At 62.8% G+C, this 16413-nt stretch carries 17 protein-coding genes, 1 tRNA gene and 1 pseudogene; 5 read left to right on the top strand and 14 right to left on the bottom strand.

What is annotated here, in order from left to right; all coding sequences use genetic code 11:
• Positions 1–9 precede the first annotated feature (9 nt).
• From G1E_RS23865 to trmJ, 4 genes are all read right to left on the bottom strand, one after another.
• Positions 10–1224 carry an IscS subfamily cysteine desulfurase gene (locus G1E_RS23865; RefSeq protein WP_009682042.1) on the bottom strand — a complete coding sequence of 405 codons (1215 nt, stop codon included), beginning with the start codon at positions 1222–1224 and terminating at the stop codon, positions 10–12.
• A gap of 45 nt (positions 1225–1269) precedes the next feature.
• Positions 1270–1761, bottom strand: coding sequence for a Fe-S cluster assembly transcriptional regulator IscR (gene iscR, locus G1E_RS23860; RefSeq protein WP_008092572.1), 492 nt, complete (start codon positions 1759–1761; stop codon positions 1270–1272).
• A 178-nt stretch (positions 1762–1939) separates the two neighbouring features.
• Positions 1940–2725 carry a serine O-acetyltransferase gene (cysE, locus tag G1E_RS23855; RefSeq protein WP_009682043.1) on the bottom strand — a complete coding sequence of 262 codons (786 nt, stop codon included), beginning with the start codon at positions 2723–2725 and terminating at the stop codon, positions 1940–1942.
• 3 nt (positions 2726–2728) lie between these two features.
• The gene (trmJ, locus tag G1E_RS23850) at positions 2729–3484 is read right to left on the bottom strand and encodes a tRNA (cytosine(32)/uridine(32)-2'-O)-methyltransferase TrmJ (RefSeq protein ID WP_009682044.1); all 756 of its coding nucleotides are present in this window, start codon (positions 3482–3484) and stop codon (positions 2729–2731) included.
• A 151-nt stretch (positions 3485–3635) separates the two neighbouring features.
• Here trmJ and suhB point away from each other — a divergent pair, with 151 nt between their 5' ends.
• Entirely contained in the window at positions 3636–4454 is an 819-nt protein-coding gene (gene suhB / locus G1E_RS23845; protein WP_009682045.1) for an inositol-phosphate phosphatase, read from the top strand.
• A 217-nt stretch (positions 4455–4671) separates the two neighbouring features.
• On the opposite strand, the gene G1E_RS23840 is transcribed toward suhB, so the two are convergent.
• The 6 genes from G1E_RS23840 to queA form a co-directional block, all read right to left on the bottom strand.
• The gene (locus tag G1E_RS23840) at positions 4672–5214 is read right to left on the bottom strand and encodes a glycine zipper 2TM domain-containing protein (protein WP_033690163.1); all 543 of its coding nucleotides are present in this window, start codon (positions 5212–5214) and stop codon (positions 4672–4674) included.
• Between the two features lie 121 nt (positions 5215–5335).
• On the bottom strand, positions 5336–6244 hold the full coding sequence (gene secF, locus G1E_RS23835) for a protein translocase subunit SecF (protein ID WP_009682047.1): 909 nt from the start codon (positions 6242–6244) through the stop codon (positions 5336–5338).
• A 10-nt stretch (positions 6245–6254) separates the two neighbouring features.
• Complete coding sequence (gene secD, locus G1E_RS23830; protein ID WP_047150159.1) at positions 6255–8117, bottom strand: protein translocase subunit SecD; 1863 nt, start codon at positions 8115–8117, stop codon at positions 6255–6257.
• Positions 8118–8180: 63 nt separating this feature from the next.
• A complete protein-coding gene (yajC, locus tag G1E_RS23825) occupies positions 8181–8516 on the bottom strand; it encodes a preprotein translocase subunit YajC (protein ID WP_008092587.1) in 336 nt (111 codons plus the stop codon).
• A 42-nt stretch (positions 8517–8558) separates the two neighbouring features.
• The gene (gene tgt / locus G1E_RS23820) at positions 8559–9674 is read right to left on the bottom strand and encodes a tRNA guanosine(34) transglycosylase Tgt (RefSeq protein ID WP_009682049.1); all 1116 of its coding nucleotides are present in this window, start codon (positions 9672–9674) and stop codon (positions 8559–8561) included.
• A 14-nt stretch (positions 9675–9688) separates the two neighbouring features.
• Positions 9689–10738: a tRNA preQ1(34) S-adenosylmethionine ribosyltransferase-isomerase QueA gene (queA, locus tag G1E_RS23815; RefSeq protein ID WP_009682050.1), complete on the bottom strand. Its 1050-nt coding sequence runs from the start codon at positions 10736–10738 to the stop codon at positions 9689–9691.
• 107 nt (positions 10739–10845) lie between these two features.
• Here queA and G1E_RS23810 point away from each other — a divergent pair.
• The 4 genes and pseudogenes from G1E_RS23810 (at position 10846) to G1E_RS23800 (ending at position 13037) form a co-directional block, all read left to right on the top strand.
• Positions 10846–10930 (top strand) — tRNA-Leu (locus G1E_RS23810).
• 263 nt (positions 10931–11193) lie between these two features.
• On the top strand, positions 11194–11841 hold the full coding sequence (locus tag G1E_RS23805) for a trypsin-like peptidase domain-containing protein (protein ID WP_033690164.1): 648 nt from the start codon (positions 11194–11196) through the stop codon (positions 11839–11841).
• 103 nt (positions 11842–11944) lie between these two features.
• Positions 11945–12061 (top strand): annotated as a pseudogene (locus G1E_RS29860) (GNAT family N-acetyltransferase); the annotation flags it as partial.
• 82 nt (positions 12062–12143) lie between these two features.
• The gene (locus tag G1E_RS23800) at positions 12144–13037 is read left to right on the top strand and encodes a bestrophin family protein (RefSeq protein ID WP_047150158.1); all 894 of its coding nucleotides are present in this window, start codon (positions 12144–12146) and stop codon (positions 13035–13037) included.
• A gap of 36 nt (positions 13038–13073) precedes the next feature.
• Here G1E_RS23800 and phnE read toward each other — a convergent pair whose 3' ends face one another.
• Genes phnE through G1E_RS23780 form a run of 4 tightly spaced genes read right to left on the bottom strand, consistent with a single transcriptional unit; the run spans position 13074 to position 16319 of the window.
• On the bottom strand, positions 13074–13841 hold the full coding sequence (gene phnE, locus G1E_RS23795) for a phosphonate ABC transporter, permease protein PhnE (RefSeq protein ID WP_009682054.1): 768 nt from the start codon (positions 13839–13841) through the stop codon (positions 13074–13076).
• Positions 13838–14665: an ABC transporter permease gene (locus G1E_RS23790; protein WP_009682055.1), complete on the bottom strand. Its 828-nt coding sequence runs from the start codon at positions 14663–14665 to the stop codon at positions 13838–13840. Before G1E_RS23790 ends, phnE begins: the two co-directional genes overlap by 4 nt.
• Entirely contained in the window at positions 14659–15468 is an 810-nt protein-coding gene (locus G1E_RS23785; protein WP_009682056.1) for a phosphonate ABC transporter ATP-binding protein, read from the bottom strand. Before G1E_RS23785 ends, G1E_RS23790 begins: the two co-directional genes overlap by 7 nt.
• Positions 15465–16319 carry a putative selenate ABC transporter substrate-binding protein gene (locus G1E_RS23780; RefSeq protein WP_009682057.1) on the bottom strand — a complete coding sequence of 285 codons (855 nt, stop codon included), beginning with the start codon at positions 16317–16319 and terminating at the stop codon, positions 15465–15467. The genes G1E_RS23785 and G1E_RS23780 overlap by 4 nt, the downstream gene beginning before the upstream one ends.
• Positions 16320–16413 lie beyond the last annotated feature (94 nt).

The raw sequence follows: 16413 nt of genomic DNA, 5'->3' as shown, positions 1-16413 counted from the left end.
GGCGACTGCTTAGTGGGCGGCCCACTCGATCTTGGAGATGTCAACGCCGTCTTTGTACATATCCCACAGCGGCGACAGTTCACGCAGTTTGTTGACGGCCTCGCAGACTTTCTGCGCGGCGTAGTCGACTTCTTCTTCGGTGGTGAAGCGGCCGAAGGAGAAGCGGATCGAGCTGTGCGCCAGCTCGTCGTTGCGGCCCAGAGCGCGCAGTACGTACGACGGCTCGAGCGATGCGGAGGTGCACGCCGAACCGGACGATACGGCGATGTCCTTCAGCGACATCAGCAGCGATTCGCCTTCGACGTAGTTGAAGCTCAGGTTCAGGTTGTGCGGTACGCGGGCAGTCTGGCTACCGTTGACGTACAGCTCTTCAAGGCTGGAGACCTGCTTGAAGAAGCGGTCGCTCAGGGCCTTGATGCGTACGTTTTCGGCGGCCATTTCCTGCTTGGCGATGGCGAATGCTTCGCCCATGCCGACGATCTGGTGGGTCGGCAGGGTGCCCGAACGCATGCCGCGCTCATGACCACCACCGTGGATGATGGCTTCCAGACGCACACGCGGCTTGCGGCTGACGTACAGCGCGCCGATGCCTTTCGGGCCGTAGGCTTTGTGCGCCGAGAACGACATCAGGTCGACCTTCAGCTTCTGCACGTCGATTTCCACCTTGCCGGCCGACTGGGCGGCATCGACATGGAACAGCACGCCACGCGCACGGGTCAGCTCACCGATGGCGGCGATGTCGTTGATCGAGCCGACTTCGTTGTTCACGTGCATCAGCGACACCAGAATAGTGTCGTCACGCAGCACGGCCTCGACCATGGCCGGGGTGACGATACCGTCTTCGCCTGGCTCCAGGTAGGTGACTTCGAAACCTTCACGCTCCAGCTGGCGAGCGGTATCCAGTACCGCCTTGTGCTCAATCTTGGAGGTGATGATGTGCTTGCCCTTGGTCTGATAGAAGTGCGCCACGCCTTTGAGGGCGAGGTTGTCGGACTCGGTGGCACCGCTGGTCCAGACGATCTCGCGCGGGTCGGCGTTGATCAGCTCGGCAACCTGGCGACGGCCGTTCTCGACCGCTTCTTCGGCCTTCCAGCCGAACACGTGGGAGCGCGAAGCCGGGTTACCGAAGTTCCCGTCAACCAGCAGGCATTCGGCCATTTTCTGGGCGACGCGTGGGTCAACCGGCGTGGTCGCGGAGTAATCGAGGTAGATCGGCAACTTCATTTGTCTCTCCTATCAGGCGGTGGCGTCGCTCGTCGTGGCTAAGGGTCAATCGACGGCAGACGTCTCAATCTTGTCCAGCTGGGCGGTTCGGCCTGCGACACGACGCAAGTCCTGGCGCTGGGCGACTTCCTGCACCTCACGGCGCATGACAAGGTCGGCCAGGCTGATGCCGCTGAGGAATTCATGGATCTGCTGGCTGAGGTCGCACCACAGGTGGTGGGTCAGGCAGGTATCACCGGCATGGCAGTCCCCGAGGCCCTGGCAACGGGTGGCATCGACCGATTCGTTGACCGCGTCGATGACCTGTGCCACCTGGATGGTTTCCATACCGCGCGACAGCTGATAGCCGCCACCTGGGCCGCGCACACTGGAAACCAGGCTGCTACGGCGCAGCTTGGCGAACAGCTGCTCCAGATAAGAGAGGGAAATGCCCTGGCGCTCGGAAATATCGGCCAAAGACACCGGCCCATGCTGCGCGTGCAACGCCAGGTCGAGCATGGCAGTCACGGCGTATCGGCCTTTGGTAGTCAGTCGCATGGCTATTGGGTACCACGGGAGTTTCGGGATGTGTGCAAGTATGCGATTCCCGAGCATTTAAGTCAACTATTAGACCTACTGCTTTAGTCGGGTTTGCATCTGGGAGGCGGCGCGATTGTAGCAGACGAGGGGCGTGAGCACACGCCCCGTATGTCTACCTCGGTGCGCCGCGGCGCAATCAATGCGGCTGAGTGTCGCGCCTGACGGCCTGGGCCGCTTCGGTGAAGTCATCTTCAGGCAGGGCCGGCAGCTCTTTGGCGCAGTAGTCACTGCCCATTTTCGTCAACGCGCCGCACATACCCTCCAGCCGCTCGTCGACGGCCTGCAGGTGGTCGAGCATCTGGCCAATGGCGCGCGCCACCGGGTCAGGCATGTCGCCACTCACACCGTAGGCGTCGAAGCCGATCTTCTCGGCCATGGCCTTGCGCTTGGCCTCCACTTCGCTGTCTTCGCGCTTGACGATGATGCGCCCGGGGATGCCCACTGCCGTGGCACCGGCCGGGACCGCCTTGGTCACCACCGCATTGGAGCCGATCTTGGCCCCCGCACCCACGGTGAACGGGCCCAGCACCTTGGCCCCCGCCCCTACCACCACGCCGTTTTCCAGGGTGGGGTGGCGCTTGCCCTTGTTCCAGCTGGTGCCGCCCAGCGTAACGCCCTGGTACAGGGTGACGTCATCGCCGATTTCGGCGGTTTCGCCGATGACGATGCCCATGCCGTGGTCGATGAAGAAACGCCGGCCGATGGTGGCACCCGGGTGAATCTCGATACCGGTGAGCCAGCGGCCGAAGTTCGAGACCAGACGCGCCAGCCACTTGAAGTCGCGCCGCCACAAGGCATTACCCAGGCGATGCAGCCAGATGGCATGCATGCCCGGGTAGCAGGTGAGCACCTCGAAGGCATTGCGCGCAGCCGGGTCACGGTGGAATACGCTTTGAATATCTTCACGCAGGCGTTCAAACATCTTTCAGTCCTTCCGTTTATGCGGCTCGCCCCGGACCACTTTCTGGGTCTCGGTGAGGATGCCGCGCAAAATGCTCATCTCCGAACGCTCGACCGCCACCCGCCCGTACAGCCGGCGCAGGCGCGGCATCAGGTGCTTGGGCTTTGCAGGGTCGAGGAAGCCGATGCCCACCAGGGTTTTCTCCAGGTGGTCGTAGAACAGCTCCATTTCGTCCATGGTCGCCAGCTCGCTGGCATCCACCTTCTCGACCTGGGCCGGTGCCACACCGGCGGCCAACCAGGCCATGCGCACCTCATAGGCGAGCACTTGCACGGCGGCAGCCAGGTTCAGCGAGCTGAAGTCGGGGTTGGAGGGAATGTGCACGTGGAAGTGACATCGCTGCAGTTCTTCGTTGGTCAGGCCGGCGTGTTCGCGCCCGAACACCAGGGCGATTTCTTCGCCACCGCTGGCATGCACCACCGCCTTTTCGCCACATTCACGCGGGCCGATCAACGGCCAGGGAATGCTGCGCTCGCGGGCGCTGGTGCCCATCACCAGGTTACAGCCGACCAGGGCCTGTTCGAGGCTGTCGACCACCTGGGCATTGCCCAGCACGTCGTCGGCACCAGAGGCGCGGGCACTGGCATCCACGGCGGGGAACTCTTTCGGCTGCACCAGCACCAGGCGCGACAAGCCCATGTTTTTCATGGCACGCGCAGCGCCGCCGATGTTGCCGGGGTGGCTGGTATTGACCAGAACAACACGAATATTTTGCAGCAAGGTGTTGTGCTCACAGATGCAGGAATCAGGGGCTTGGATCTTACAGAACCGACAGACGTAACGCCACGAAAGCAAATGTGCCCCTTCTGCCGCCACAGTTTTCTGCTAGAATGATCGGCTTTCTTCTTTAACATCTCCAGGTGACCCGCCCATGCAGCCTATGCTGAATATCGCCCTGCGCGCCGCTCGCAGCGCCAGTGAACTGATTTTCCGCTCCATCGAACGCCTGGATAGCATCAAGGTCGATGAGAAAGAGGCCAAGGACTACGTTTCCGAAGTCGATCGCGCCGCCGAGCAGACCATCGTCAACGCCCTGCGCAAGGCCTACCCGAACCACTCCATCCAGGGTGAAGAAACCGGCCTGCACGCCGGCACCGGTGAAGAGGGCAAGGATTACCTGTGGATCATCGACCCGCTGGACGGCACCACCAACTTCCTGCGTGGCATCCCGCACTTCGCTGTCAGCATTGCCTGCAAATACCGTGGCCGCCTTGAGCACGCCGTGATCGTCGACCCGGTTCGCCAGGAAGAATTCACCGCCAGCCGTGGCCGTGGCGCCCAACTCAATGGCCGCCGCCTGCGTGTCAGCTCGCGCACCAGCCTGGAAGGCGCCCTGCTGGGTACCGGCTTCCCGTTCCGCGACAGCCAGATGGCCGACCTCGACAACTACCTGGGCATGTTCCGCGCCTTGACCGGCCAGACTGCCGGCATCCGCCGCGCCGGCGCTGCCAGCCTAGACCTGGCCTACGTTGCTGCCGGCCGCTTCGACGCCTTCTGGGAATCGGGGCTGTCCGAGTGGGACATGGCCGCCGGCGTGCTGCTGATTCAGGAAGCCGGTGGCTTGGTTAGCGACTTCAACGGTGGCCACGACTTCCTCGACAAAGGCCACATCGTTGCGGGCAACATCAAGTGCTTCAAGGCCGTGCTGACCGCTATCCAGCCACACCTGCCAGAAAGCCTGAAGCGCTAAGCGCGGATTGCTGGCAAACAAAAAGCACCCCTCGGGGTGCTTTTTTGTGCCTGCCGAAGCCGTCCACAATCCGCTTTTTGTGGGAGCGGCCTTGTGTCGCGAAAGGGCTGCAAGGCAGCCCCGACGATCTCTGATGGGTCATAGACCCTGGGGCCGCTGCGCGCCCCTTTCGCGACACAAGGCCGCTCCCCCAAAAAAGAGCGGACCGCATTCAAACTTACTGCCCGGCCTCGCTCAGGACCAACTTGCCATTCTTGTCCAGCGGAATGGTCGACCCAGGCTCACGGTCCATTTTCACCTTACCGACCTGGTCACCGATGGAATAGGTCACGTTGTACCCCACCACCTTCTCACTGATGTCATTGACCGTATTGCAGCGGGTTTGCGTGGTGGTGTAGGTGTCACGCTGCTGCATGCCTTCCTGCACCTTGTTACCGGCATAACCACCACCGACCGCACCGGCAACGGTGGCGATCTTCTTGCCTGTGCCGCCACCGATCTGGTTGCCGAGCAAGCCCCCCGCCAGGGCGCCTACCACGGTACCGGCGATCTGGTGCTGGTCCTTGACCGGCGCCTGGCGCGTTACGGCAACGTCCTTGCACACTTCACGCGGGGTTTTCACCTGTTGCTTGATCGGCTGCACGTCGGTGACCTGGGCATATTCAGGCCCCTTGTTGACCAAGCTGTAGGTCGCGACAGCACCTCCGGCAGTCACACCGACAGCACCCAGTACCGCACCCACCAGCATTGATTTATTCACGTCAACCTCCTGATCGTACCAGCGGGTCGCAACCCGCGCTTATCCCAGCCTTGGAGCAAAAAAAAAGGCGCGAGTTCAATACTCGCGCCTTTTGCACCGCCAGGCGGTGTTGGGCTAGCCGCTACGGACGATCGTCCACGCCTTCTGCCTTGGTCGGCGGGATCAGGTCTTCACTGTTCAGGTTCAGCCAGATCAATACCACGTTGGCGATGTAGATCGACGAGTAGGTACCTGCCATCACCCCGATGAACAAGGCCAGCGAGAAGCCGAACAGGTTGTCACCGCCAAAGAACAACAGCGCCGCGATGGCCAGCAAGGTCGAAACCGAGGTGGCGATGGTACGCAGCAAGGTCTGGGTGGTGGACACGTTGATGTTCTCGATCAACGAAGCCTTGCGCATGACGCGGAAGTTTTCCCGCACCCGGTCGAACACGACGATGGTGTCGTTCAGCGAGTAGCCAATGATCGCCAGCACTGCCGCCAACACCGTCAGGTCGAAGGTGATCTGGAAGAACGACAGGATACCCAGTGTGACCACCACGTCGTGAATCAGCGAGATGATCGCCCCCACCGCGAACTTCCACTGGAAGCGGAAGGCCAGGTAGATGAGGATGCCGCCCAGCGCCAGCAGCATGCCCATGCCACCCTGGTCGCGCAGCTCTTCACCCACCTGAGGGCCAACGAACTCGACTCGCTTGAGCGTGGCCGGGTTGTCGCCGCCCGCCTTCTGCAGTGCGGCAGCTACCTTGTTGCCCAGTTGCGGGTCGTCACCCGGCATACGCACCAACAGGTCGGTGGTAGCACCAAAGCTTTGCACCACGGCCTCGTGGAAACCGGAGTCGACCAGCTCGGCGCGTACCGCCTTGAGGTCTGCCGGGCGCTCGTAGGTCAGCTCGATCAGCGTACCACCGGTGAAGTCCAGGCCGAAGTTCAGGCCTTTCTGCCACCAACTGAACAGCGCCAGCACGGTGAGGAGCACGGTAATGGCGAACGCGACATTGCGCACGCCCATGAAGTTGATGGTTTTCATCGCAGCTCCCTCAAACCCACAGCTTCTTGATGTCACGCCCGCCACAGGTCAGGTTGACCATTGCGCGGGTCACCATGACGGCGGTGAACATCGAGGTGAAAATCCCGAGGGACATGGTGACCGCAAAGCCCTTGACCGGGCCGGTACCCATGGCGAACAGGATGCCGCCGACCAGCAGGCTGGTCAGGTTGGCGTCGATGATCGCGGTATAGGCGCGGTTGAAACCTTCGTGGATGGCGCGCTGCACCGACATGCCGGCCTTCAGCTCTTCGCGTATGCGCGAGAAGATCAGCACGTTGGCGTCTACCGCCATACCCATGGTCAACACGATACCGGCAATGCCTGGCAGGGTCAGGGTGGCCCCCAGCAGCGACATCAGTGCCAGCAGCAGCACCATGTTGCCCGCCAGGGCGATGGTGGCGATCACGCCAAAACCACGGTAGATGGCGATGATGAACAGCGAAACGAACAGCATGCCCCACAGCGATGCATCGATACCTTTGGTGATGTTGTCGGCACCCAGGCTTGGGCCAATGGTACGTTCTTCTGCGAAGTACATCGGTGCAGCCAGACCACCGGCACGCAGCAACAGCGCCAGCTCGGACGATTCGCCCTGGCCGTTCAGGCCGGTGATGCGGAACTGGCTACCCAGCGGCGACTGGATGGTGGCCAGGCTGATGATTTTCTTCTCTTCGACGAAGCTTTGCACGGCCACGTCTTTCTCGACGCCGTCGACGGTTTGCTTGACGTAGCGGGTAACCGGCTTCTGCTCGATGAAGATCACCGCCATGCTGCGGCCAACGTTGCTGCGGGTAGCGCGGCTCATCAGCTCGCCACCGTGGCCATCCAGGCGAATGTTCACCTGTGGGCGGCCGTGTTCATCGAAGCTTGCCTGGGCGTCGGTAACCTGGTCACCGGTAATGATCAGCCCGCGCTCGACCGCAGCGGACCGGCCGCCTTCGCGAAACTCGAACACCTCGGTAGTGGCCTTGGACGCACCCGGTTCGGCACCGAAACGGAACTCGAGGTTGGCGGTTTTACCCAGGATACGTTTGGCTTCGGCAGTGTCCTGCACACCTGGCAACTCGACCACGATGCGGTTGGCGCCCTGACGCTGTACCAGCGGCTCGGCCACGCCCAGCTCGTTGACGCGGTTGCGCACGGTGGTGAGGTTCTGCTTGATCGAGTATTCGCGGATTTCGGCGACCTTCGCCTGGGTCAGCGCCAGGCGCAGCACCGCAAGGTCGTTGCGCTCGGTGGTGGTCAGGTCGAAATCATTGAAATTCTTGCGGATCAGGGCACGCGCCTGTTCGCGGGTTGCATCGTCAGCAAAGCCCAGCATGATGCCACCATCCTGCTGAGGCAGGCTGCGGTAGCGCACACGCTCTTTACGCAGCAAGGTCTTGACCTCGCCTTCGTAGACTTTCATGCGGGCGCTCATGGCCTTGTCCATGTCCACTTCCAGCAGGAAGTGCACACCACCGGACAGGTCCAGGCCCAGCTTCATCGGGCTTGCACCCAGGTTGCGCAGCCATTGCGGAGTCGTCTGGGCCAGGTTCAGGGCCACGACGTAATCATCGCCCAGCGCCTTGCGCACCACATCCTTGGCCGGCAGCTGGTCTTCCTGGTTGGTCAGGCGGATCAGCCCGCTGCCCTTCTCGCCCAGGCTGGCGCCCTTGACTGCGATCTTGGCATCGACCAAAGCCTTGCTGACGCGGTCGAGGTCGGCCTGGTTCACCTGCAGCGCCGAGCTGGCACCACTGATCTGCACCGCCGGGTCGTCCGGGTAAAGGTTGGGTGCGGAATAAATGAAACCGACCACCAGTACCAGCACGATCAGTGCATATTTCCACAGAGGGTATTTGTTCAGCATCACGCCGCCCGTTCAAGACGCGGGGCGCGTTGCGCGCCCCGACTGGAAAATAAAACCGGTAACTCAGATAGCCTTGAGCGTACCTTTTGGCAGGGTCGCAGCAATGGCGCCCTTCTGGAACTTCAGTTCGACAGTGTCGGACACTTCCAGTACCACGAAGTCATCGGAAACCTTGACGATCTTGCCGGCGATACCGCCGTTGGTGACAACTTCGTCACCTTTTTGCAAGTTGCTCAGCAGGTTCTTCTGCTCTTTGGCACGCTTGGCCTGTGGGCGCCAGATCATCAGGTAGAAGATGACCAGGAAACCGACCAGGAAAATCCACTCGAAGCCGGTACCGGCTGGGCCGGCGGCAGGTGCTGCAGCGTCCGCGTATGCGGCGGGGATCAAGAAGCTCATTGGGCACTCCTAATGTAATTTTCTAATAATGGATGCAGACAGTCAGTCCAAGGGCGGAACCGGAAGCCCGCGCTTGGCGTAGAAGGCGTCGACAAAGGCGGCCAATTTACCCTGATGAATGGCCTCGCGTAAACCGGCCATCAAGCGCTGGTAATGGCGCAAGTTGTGGATGGTATTCAGCATGCTGCTCAGCATTTCGCCGCACTTGTCCAAATGGTGCAGATAGGCGCGCGAGAAGTTGGTGCAGGTGTAGCAGTCACAGGTCGGATCCAGCGGCGATTCATCGTGGCGATGGAACGCATTGCGGATCTTGATCACCCCTGTATCGACAAACAGATGCCCGTTGCGCGCGTTGCGCGTTGGCATCACGCAGTCGAACATGTCGACGCCGCGGCGCACACCCTCAACGAGATCTTCCGGTTTGCCTACCCCCATAAGGTAACGAGGTTTGTCAGCCGGCATCTGGTCAGGCAGGTAATCCAGCACCTTGATCATTTCGTGCTTGGGCTCGCCAACCGACAGGCCACCAATGGCCAGGCCATCGAAGCCGATGTTTTCCAGGCCTTCGAGCGAGCGCATGCGCAGGTCCTGGTACATGCCACCCTGAACAATGCCGAACAGCGCGGCGGTGTTGTCGGCGTGGGCGTTCTTCGAGCGCTGGGCCCAGCGCAGCGACAGCTCCATGGAGGTGCGCGCGACATCGTGCTCGGCCGGGTACGGGGTGCACTCGTCGAAGATCATCACCACGTCCGACCCCAGGTCACGCTGGACCTGCATCGACTCTTCCGGGCCCATGAACACCTTGGAGCCATCGACCGGCGAGGCGAAGGTCACACCCTCTTCCTTGATCTTGCGCATGGCGCCCAGGCTGAACACCTGGAAACCACCGGAGTCGGTGAGGATCGGGCCCTTCCACTGCATGAAATCGTGCAGGCCGTTGTGCTTCTTGATCACCTCGGTGCCGGGGCGCAGCCACAGGTGGAAGGTATTGCCGAGGATCATCTCGGCGCCAATGGCCTCGATATCGCGTGGCAGCATGCCCTTGACCGTGCCATAGGTGCCCACCGGCATGAACGCCGGGGTTTCCACGGTGCCACGAGGGAAAGTGATGCGACCGCGACGGGCCTTGCCGTCGGTGGCCAGCAGTTCGAAGGACATTCGACAGGTGCGACTCATGCTTGATCCTCGGGGCCGCGTGGCGCCGGATTGCGGGTGATGAACATGGCATCACCGTAACTGAAGAAGCGGTACCCCTGCTCCACCGCCGCGGCGTAGGCGGCCATGGTCTCGGGGTAGCCGGCGAAGGCCGAGACCAGCATCAGCAGCGTGGACTCCGGCAGGTGGAAGTTGGTGACCAGCGCGTCGACCACATGGAACGGCCGACCCGGGTAGATGAAAATATCGGTGTCGCCGCTGAACGCCTTGAGCACGCCGTCGCGCGCGGCACTTTCCAGCGAACGCACGCTGGTGGTGCCCACGGCGATCACCCGGCCACCGCGAGCGCGACAGGCCGTGATGGCATCGACCACGTCCTGGCTCACTTCGAGCCACTCTTTGTGCATATGGTGGTCTTCGATCTTGTCGACACGCACCGGCTGGAACGTGCCGGCGCCCACGTGCAGGGTGACGAAGGCGCGCTCCACGCCCTTGGCGGCAATTTTTTCCAGCAGCGCTTCATCGAAGTGCAGGCCGGCGGTGGGCGCGGCCACTGCACCGGCACGCTCGGCGTAGACGGTCTGGTAGCGCTCACGGTCGGCGCCCTCGTCGGGGCGGTCGATATAGGGCGGCAACGGCATGTGGCCGACGCGGTCGAGCAGTGGCAGCACCTCTTCGGTGAAGCGCAGCTCGAACAGTGTGTCGTGGCGGGCGACCATTTCGGCCTCGCCACCGCCATCGATGAGGATGACCGCGCCCTCTTTCGGCGCCTTGCTGGCCCTTACGTGAGCCAGCACCCGGTGGCTGTCGAGCACGCGTTCGACCAGCACTTCCAGCTTGCCGCCAGACGCTTTCTGGCCGAACAAGCGGGCCGGGATGACCCGGGTGTTATTGAACACCATCAGGTCGCCGGGGCGCAGGTACTCGAGCAAATCGGGAAATTGCCGGTGTGCCAGCACGCCGCTCGGCCCATCGAGGACCAGCAGACGGCTGCCATGGCGCTCGGCCAGTGGGTGGCGGGCGATCAGGGAATCGGGGAGTTCGAAGGAAAAATCGGCGACGCGCATGATGATGTTCGGTTCGGCAGGGCCGGGAAGTTTAGCCCAATGTGTGAAAATTGACCATGAAAGCCGATTGACCGACCAGCGGCAGCTCTCTATACTGCGCGCCACACGCCCTGATGGCGGAATTGGTAGACGCGGCGGATTCAAAATCCGTTTTCGAAAGGAGTGGGAGTTCGAGTCTCCCTCGGGGCACCAAAATCCGGAAAAAACCGACCGTATGGTCGGTTTTTTTTCGCCTCGCAAAACTACCCCTCGTCTTGACGCCACCGCCACGGCGCCGGGCTTCACCCCGATACCCCGATTCTATTGGCTACCCTTCTGATTAGCACTTAAGCTGTCATTCGTCGGATATATCACGAAAGGATTGTCCGAATAATGGCACTTAGCCATAGTTGCGCACCCTTCCCCTCAATCCTGTGTGAACCATGAAAGCTATAGCGCCCTGTGTGGCAGCAATGATGCTGCTGGGTGGGTGCAATGGAGTGCCAACGTCGTACGTTTCCGATCCCGTCTACAGCCAGGCATTCGTGGTCACCTCCGGTGCTCCGCTGCCAATGCTGCTGATGGCCAGCGCCATCCAGTGGAATGAGGATTACGCAGTAACCGCCAAACACACCCCCTTCCTGCCCAACGTGGTTCACGAAGGCCTCGGTGATGTGGTGTTCTTCAAGCACAAGGCTGCGACGGTACCGGCCTGGCGCCAGTACGTGCCGGGCGAGGCCGTGACGGCGGTCGGCTACAACAGCTTGATGATGCCGATGCAAGGCAAGGGCCATGCCCTGCCGTCGCTGGTTCGGCTGGAAGGTACGCCTGGCAGTGTCTTCTACTCGGTACACGATGGCCCGATCACCAAAGGCATGTCGGGTGGGCCGGTGTTTGCAGACGATGGCAAGGTCGTAGGCATCAACGTGGCCATCATCCCGACCAGCGAGATCGACGCTGGCAGGCGCCCCGACCTGATCGGCAAGGAACGCATCAGCGTGTTCATGTCGTTCAACGAGATCGACAAGGAGTGGCGGCGCTATCAGTACCTGCTGGCACGCAAGGCCAAGCCGAGGGCGCCGGCTGCGGTCAAAGGCTACGTGGCGGTGGCCGCCAAGCCGTGAATCGGGGCGCGGTGCTGGGTGGAAAGCGGCCTATGATGTGAGGCTGATGGCCTCTTCGCGGGTAAACCCGCTACTACAGGGCCTGCGCGGGATTTGAGCCTGCGCTCGGGAGGCCCGAGTGCCATGCTTCAATCACGACACCGCCGGCCTGCTGCTATATCCACAGCTGGGCTTCACACCATTCGGCATCATCAAGTGGCCACCCAATCGTATCCTTATGGATACACCCGCTCAAGGATGGCGAACCTTCGGCGCCCCTCGACGTCCCATCCTGCATCCCCCGCGTTCCGAGGTAGCCCCGCGTGAAAGACGTCATCGCCCGCAAGTACCGCCTGGTGGTGAAGACCATCGGCTACATCGGCTGGTCGCTGTTCTGGCTGCTGATCTGGGATGTGCTGGTCACCATCGACTTCATGCTGTTCTTCAACAGCAAGTTCACCTTGCCGCTGATCCCATTGACCCTGTTGGGTTCTGCGCTGGTGGTGCTGGTGAGCTTTCGCAACAGCAGTGCCTACAACCGCTGGTGGGAAGCACGCACGTTATGGGGCGCGCTGGTGAACAGCTCGCGCAGTTTTGCCCGGCAGACGCTGACCCTGATCGATGACACGGACGACGGCCTGAACCCGGTCAAGGCCACCCTGCTGCGCCGGCATGTCGCCTATGTGAACTGCCTGGCGGCACACCTCAAAGGTGAACCCTGCCCGGAGGAACTGATGGCTTTTATCCCGCCGGCGGAGTTCGAACGGCGCAACCGCTCGAACAACTTCGCCAACGACATCCTCAGCGGCTCGGCGGCCCTGCTGGCCCGGGAATACCAGGCCGGGCGGCTGGACAGCATTCGCCTGGCGCGGCTGGAGGCAACCTTGGTGGACCTGTCCAATGCCCAGGGCGGCATGGAGCGGATTGCCAATACGCCGCTGCCGTACCCTTACGTGTATTTTCCGCGCCTGTTCATCACCTTGTTCTGCCTGATCGTGCCGGTGGGGCTGGTGGAGTCGCTGGGCTGGTTCACACCGCTGGCGTCGACGGTGGTGGGGTTCATGTTGCTGGCCATCGAGCGGATCGGTACCGACTTGCAGAGCCCGTTCAGGTTCAGTGAGCACCAGATCCAGATGGACACCATTTGCGAGACGATCGAGCGCAACCTGGAATCGATGCAGCGCGAGGCGCAGTGTGGCGAGGTGGTGGGAGCCTGATGGATTTTCGGGCTGCCTTGCGGCCCTGGCTATCGGTCAGGCCCGCACATAACGCTGGCGCAACACATCACTGAGCATGTCCACCAGCAACACCAGCACCAGCATGCCAAGGATCACCGTGCTGGCCTGGGCTTCCTGGAACAGGCTCAAGGTGGTGTACAGCATCTGCCCCAGCCCCCCCGCCCCGACAAACCCCAGCACGCTGGCCATGCGAATGTTGTTCTCCCAGCGGTACAAGCTATACGCCAGCAACTGCGGCCACACATTGGGCAAGGTGCCAAAGCAGAAGGCCGCCACCTGGCTACCCCCCTGCAAACGGATCGCCGCCGCAGGCTCTGGCGGCGCGTTCTCCAGCGCCTCGGCGAACAACCGCCCCAGTACCCCGGCAGTGTGCAGCGCCAGGGCCAGGGTGCCGGCATTGGGCCCAAGCCCGGCGGCCAGCACGGTGAGCGCCGCCCACACTAGCTCCGGAATGGCGCGCAGGGCATTGAGCAGCAACCGCGCAGCGCCCTGCAACGGCCAACCGAAGCGGCCCGCCGCCGGCAGCGCCAGCAGCAGCCCCAATATCATCGCCAACAGGGTGCCCAGCCCGGACATGGCCAGGGTCTCCAGCGCCCCGTGCCATACCGCCTTCAGGTGCCCGGCAGACCAGTCAGGGTGCAGGAAGCGCCCGGCGTACTCGCCCATCTGCCCCAGGCCGCCATTGCCGACCAGTGCTTGCAAGTCCAGCTGCAGGTAGGCAAACGAGGCCGCTACCGCCGCCACGATGGCCCCCAGCAGGAGCAGGTTGATCACCCGGTTCATGCCAACCTCCAACGCAGCAAGCGGCTGAGCAGGTCGGCCAGGATCACCAGCAACAGGAAGGTCAGCAGCATGCTGGCAACCTCGGCACCCGCAAACATGCGCATCGACAGATCGATCTGCTGCCCCAGCCCCCCGGCGCCAACAAAGCCCATCACCACCGAAGCCCGTACCGCGCATTCCCAGCGGTACACGGTGTACGACACCACCTCGGCGGCGGCATTGGGCAGGATGCCGTAGAGGAACGCCGCCAAGCGCCCGCTGCCCGCCTGCAACAAGGCATGTGCCGGGCGCTGGTCGACCGATTCGAAAATCTCGGCATAGACCTTGCCGAGCATGCCGCTGTAGGTAATGGCAATGGCCAGTACCCCTGCCGTCGGCCCCAACCCTACCGCACGCACGAACAGCAACGCCCAGACTATCTCGGGCACGCTGCGCAGGAAAATCAGCACCCCGCGCACAGGCAGGCGTACCACCCGTGACCCTAACCCGGCCCGTCCGCCCCTGGATGCAGCGCGCAACGACAACGCCCGGCTGGCCAGCAAGCCAGCCGGGATTGCCAGCAGCAATGCCAGCGCCATGCCGGCAGTCGCCACGGCCAGGGTCTGCAACGTGGCGTCGTACAGCAACGCAAGGAAATCGGCATCGTGGGCCGGTGGCCAGAACGCGCGGGTGAACTGGGCGATCTGCTGCCGGTTCTCTGCCTGCAGCAGTACACCGGGGTTCAGCTCGCTCAACTGGATACCCGGCCACAAGACTGCCACAGCCAGCACGGCCAGCAGCAACCGCGGCAATAAGGCCGGGTCGCGGGTGCTGGCAGTCAGCATCGCGGAATCTGCACGGTCAGGGGTGCCCCAGGGGTTGGCGGCGAAGCCAGGTGTTCGTTGGCGTACAACGCATCCAGCATCTGCCTGGTGACCGCAGTGGCCGGGCAGTCGAACGCCACCTGCCCCTCGCGAATACCGACCACCCGAGGGAAATGCGCCAGCGCCAGCTCCACCGCATGCAGGCTGGCCACCAGGGTAACGCCATGGCGCTGGGCATGGCGGTTGAGCAAAGCCAGGCTGTGGTCGGCCAGCACCGGGTCCATGGCCGACACGGGTTCGTCGGTGAGCAGTACCTGCGGCCGTTGATACAACGCGCGCGCGATGCCGACCCGTTGCAACTGCCCGCCGGACAGTTGCCCGCATTGCACGAACAGCTTGTCGGCCAGGCCCAGTTCAGCCAGAACCTGCCGAGCGCCTGCGACATCGCTGGGGTACAGCAGGTTGAACAAGCCGCGCAGCAGCCCCCACTGCCCCAGGCGCCCTGCCAGCACTGCCGTGACCACCCGTTGGCGCGGCGGCAAGGGTGGCGCCTGGTGTACCAGGCCGACCCGCGCACGTAAGCGTTGACGCGCCCGCACCGACAACGCCCAGGGCTGCTCGCCGAGCAGTTCCAGGCGCCCGCTGCCAGGCCGCACGGCCGTGGCCATCAGGTGCAGCAAGCTGGACTTGCCCGCGCCCGAAGGCCCGATGATGGCCACGCGCTCGCCCTGGTCGATCTGCAGGCTGACGGCATCGAGAGCGCGCACCTGACCGTGGCGCAGGCCGGCGCCATGCAGCTGGATGGCCGCGTTCGAGGCTGTCACTTGAGCAGGCCGGCCTCACGCGCCGCTTGCTCGGTGCCCACATAGTTCTCGGCCTTGGTCTCGATGAAGCGGCTGGCGGCCTGCAGGTCGAGAATCGCCTTGTCCGCCGGGTTGGCCGGGTCGAGGGCGAGGAAGGCCTGTTTGATCTTCTCTTTCAGCGCCGGGTCCATGTTGCCGCGCACGGTCCAGTTGTAGTCGAAATAGGTCGGTGTGGTGGCGAACACCTTCACCTTGCTGGTATCGACCTTGCCGGCGTCCACCAGCTTCTGCCAGACGCTGGCATTGAGCACACCTGCGTCGACCTTGCCCGCCTGCACCCACGCCACGGTGGCGTCATGGGCACCGGAATAGGCCACACGGCTGAAGTAGTCCTCAGGCTTGATGTTGTCTTGCTTGAGCATGAAATAGCGCGGCATCAGGCTCCCCGACGTGGACGAGATGGAGCCGAAGGCAAACGACTTGCCCTTCAGGTCGGCCAGGCTTTTCACGTTGGGGTCGGCGGTGATGAACTTGGAGGTGAACTGCGCATCCTGCTCACGCTGCACCAACGGCGTGACGGTCGGGTCCTTCAGGTGAACCTGGACGAAGGTGAACCCACCCAGCCAGGCCAGGTCGAGGCGGTCGGAAGCCAGCGACTCGACCACAGCCGGGTAATCGGCCACCGGCACGAACTTCACTTCCATGCCCAACTGCTTGGCCAGGTACTCGCCCAACGGCTTGAACTTGCGCTGCAGTTCGGTGGGTGCTTCATCTGGGATGGCGCTGACCCGCAAGGTTTCAGCGGCCTGCACGACAACGGCACAGCAGGACAGCACAAGGCCAGCGGCGAGCGCCAGGGGGCGTTTGAGCATGGGGGGTTCTCCGGTTCAATGGCGGGGAAAAGCGGCTGCAAGTCGCAAGTCGCAAGCTGCAAGCTGCAAGCTGCAAGCTGCAAGCTGCAAGCAA

The organism is Pseudomonas sp. TJI-51, from assembly GCF_000190455.2.
Classification (GTDB): domain Bacteria; phylum Pseudomonadota; class Gammaproteobacteria; order Pseudomonadales; family Pseudomonadaceae; genus Aquipseudomonas; species Aquipseudomonas juntendi.
The sequence above is the reverse complement of the archived record's forward strand: the minus strand, read 5'-3'. Positions and strand labels throughout refer to the sequence as shown.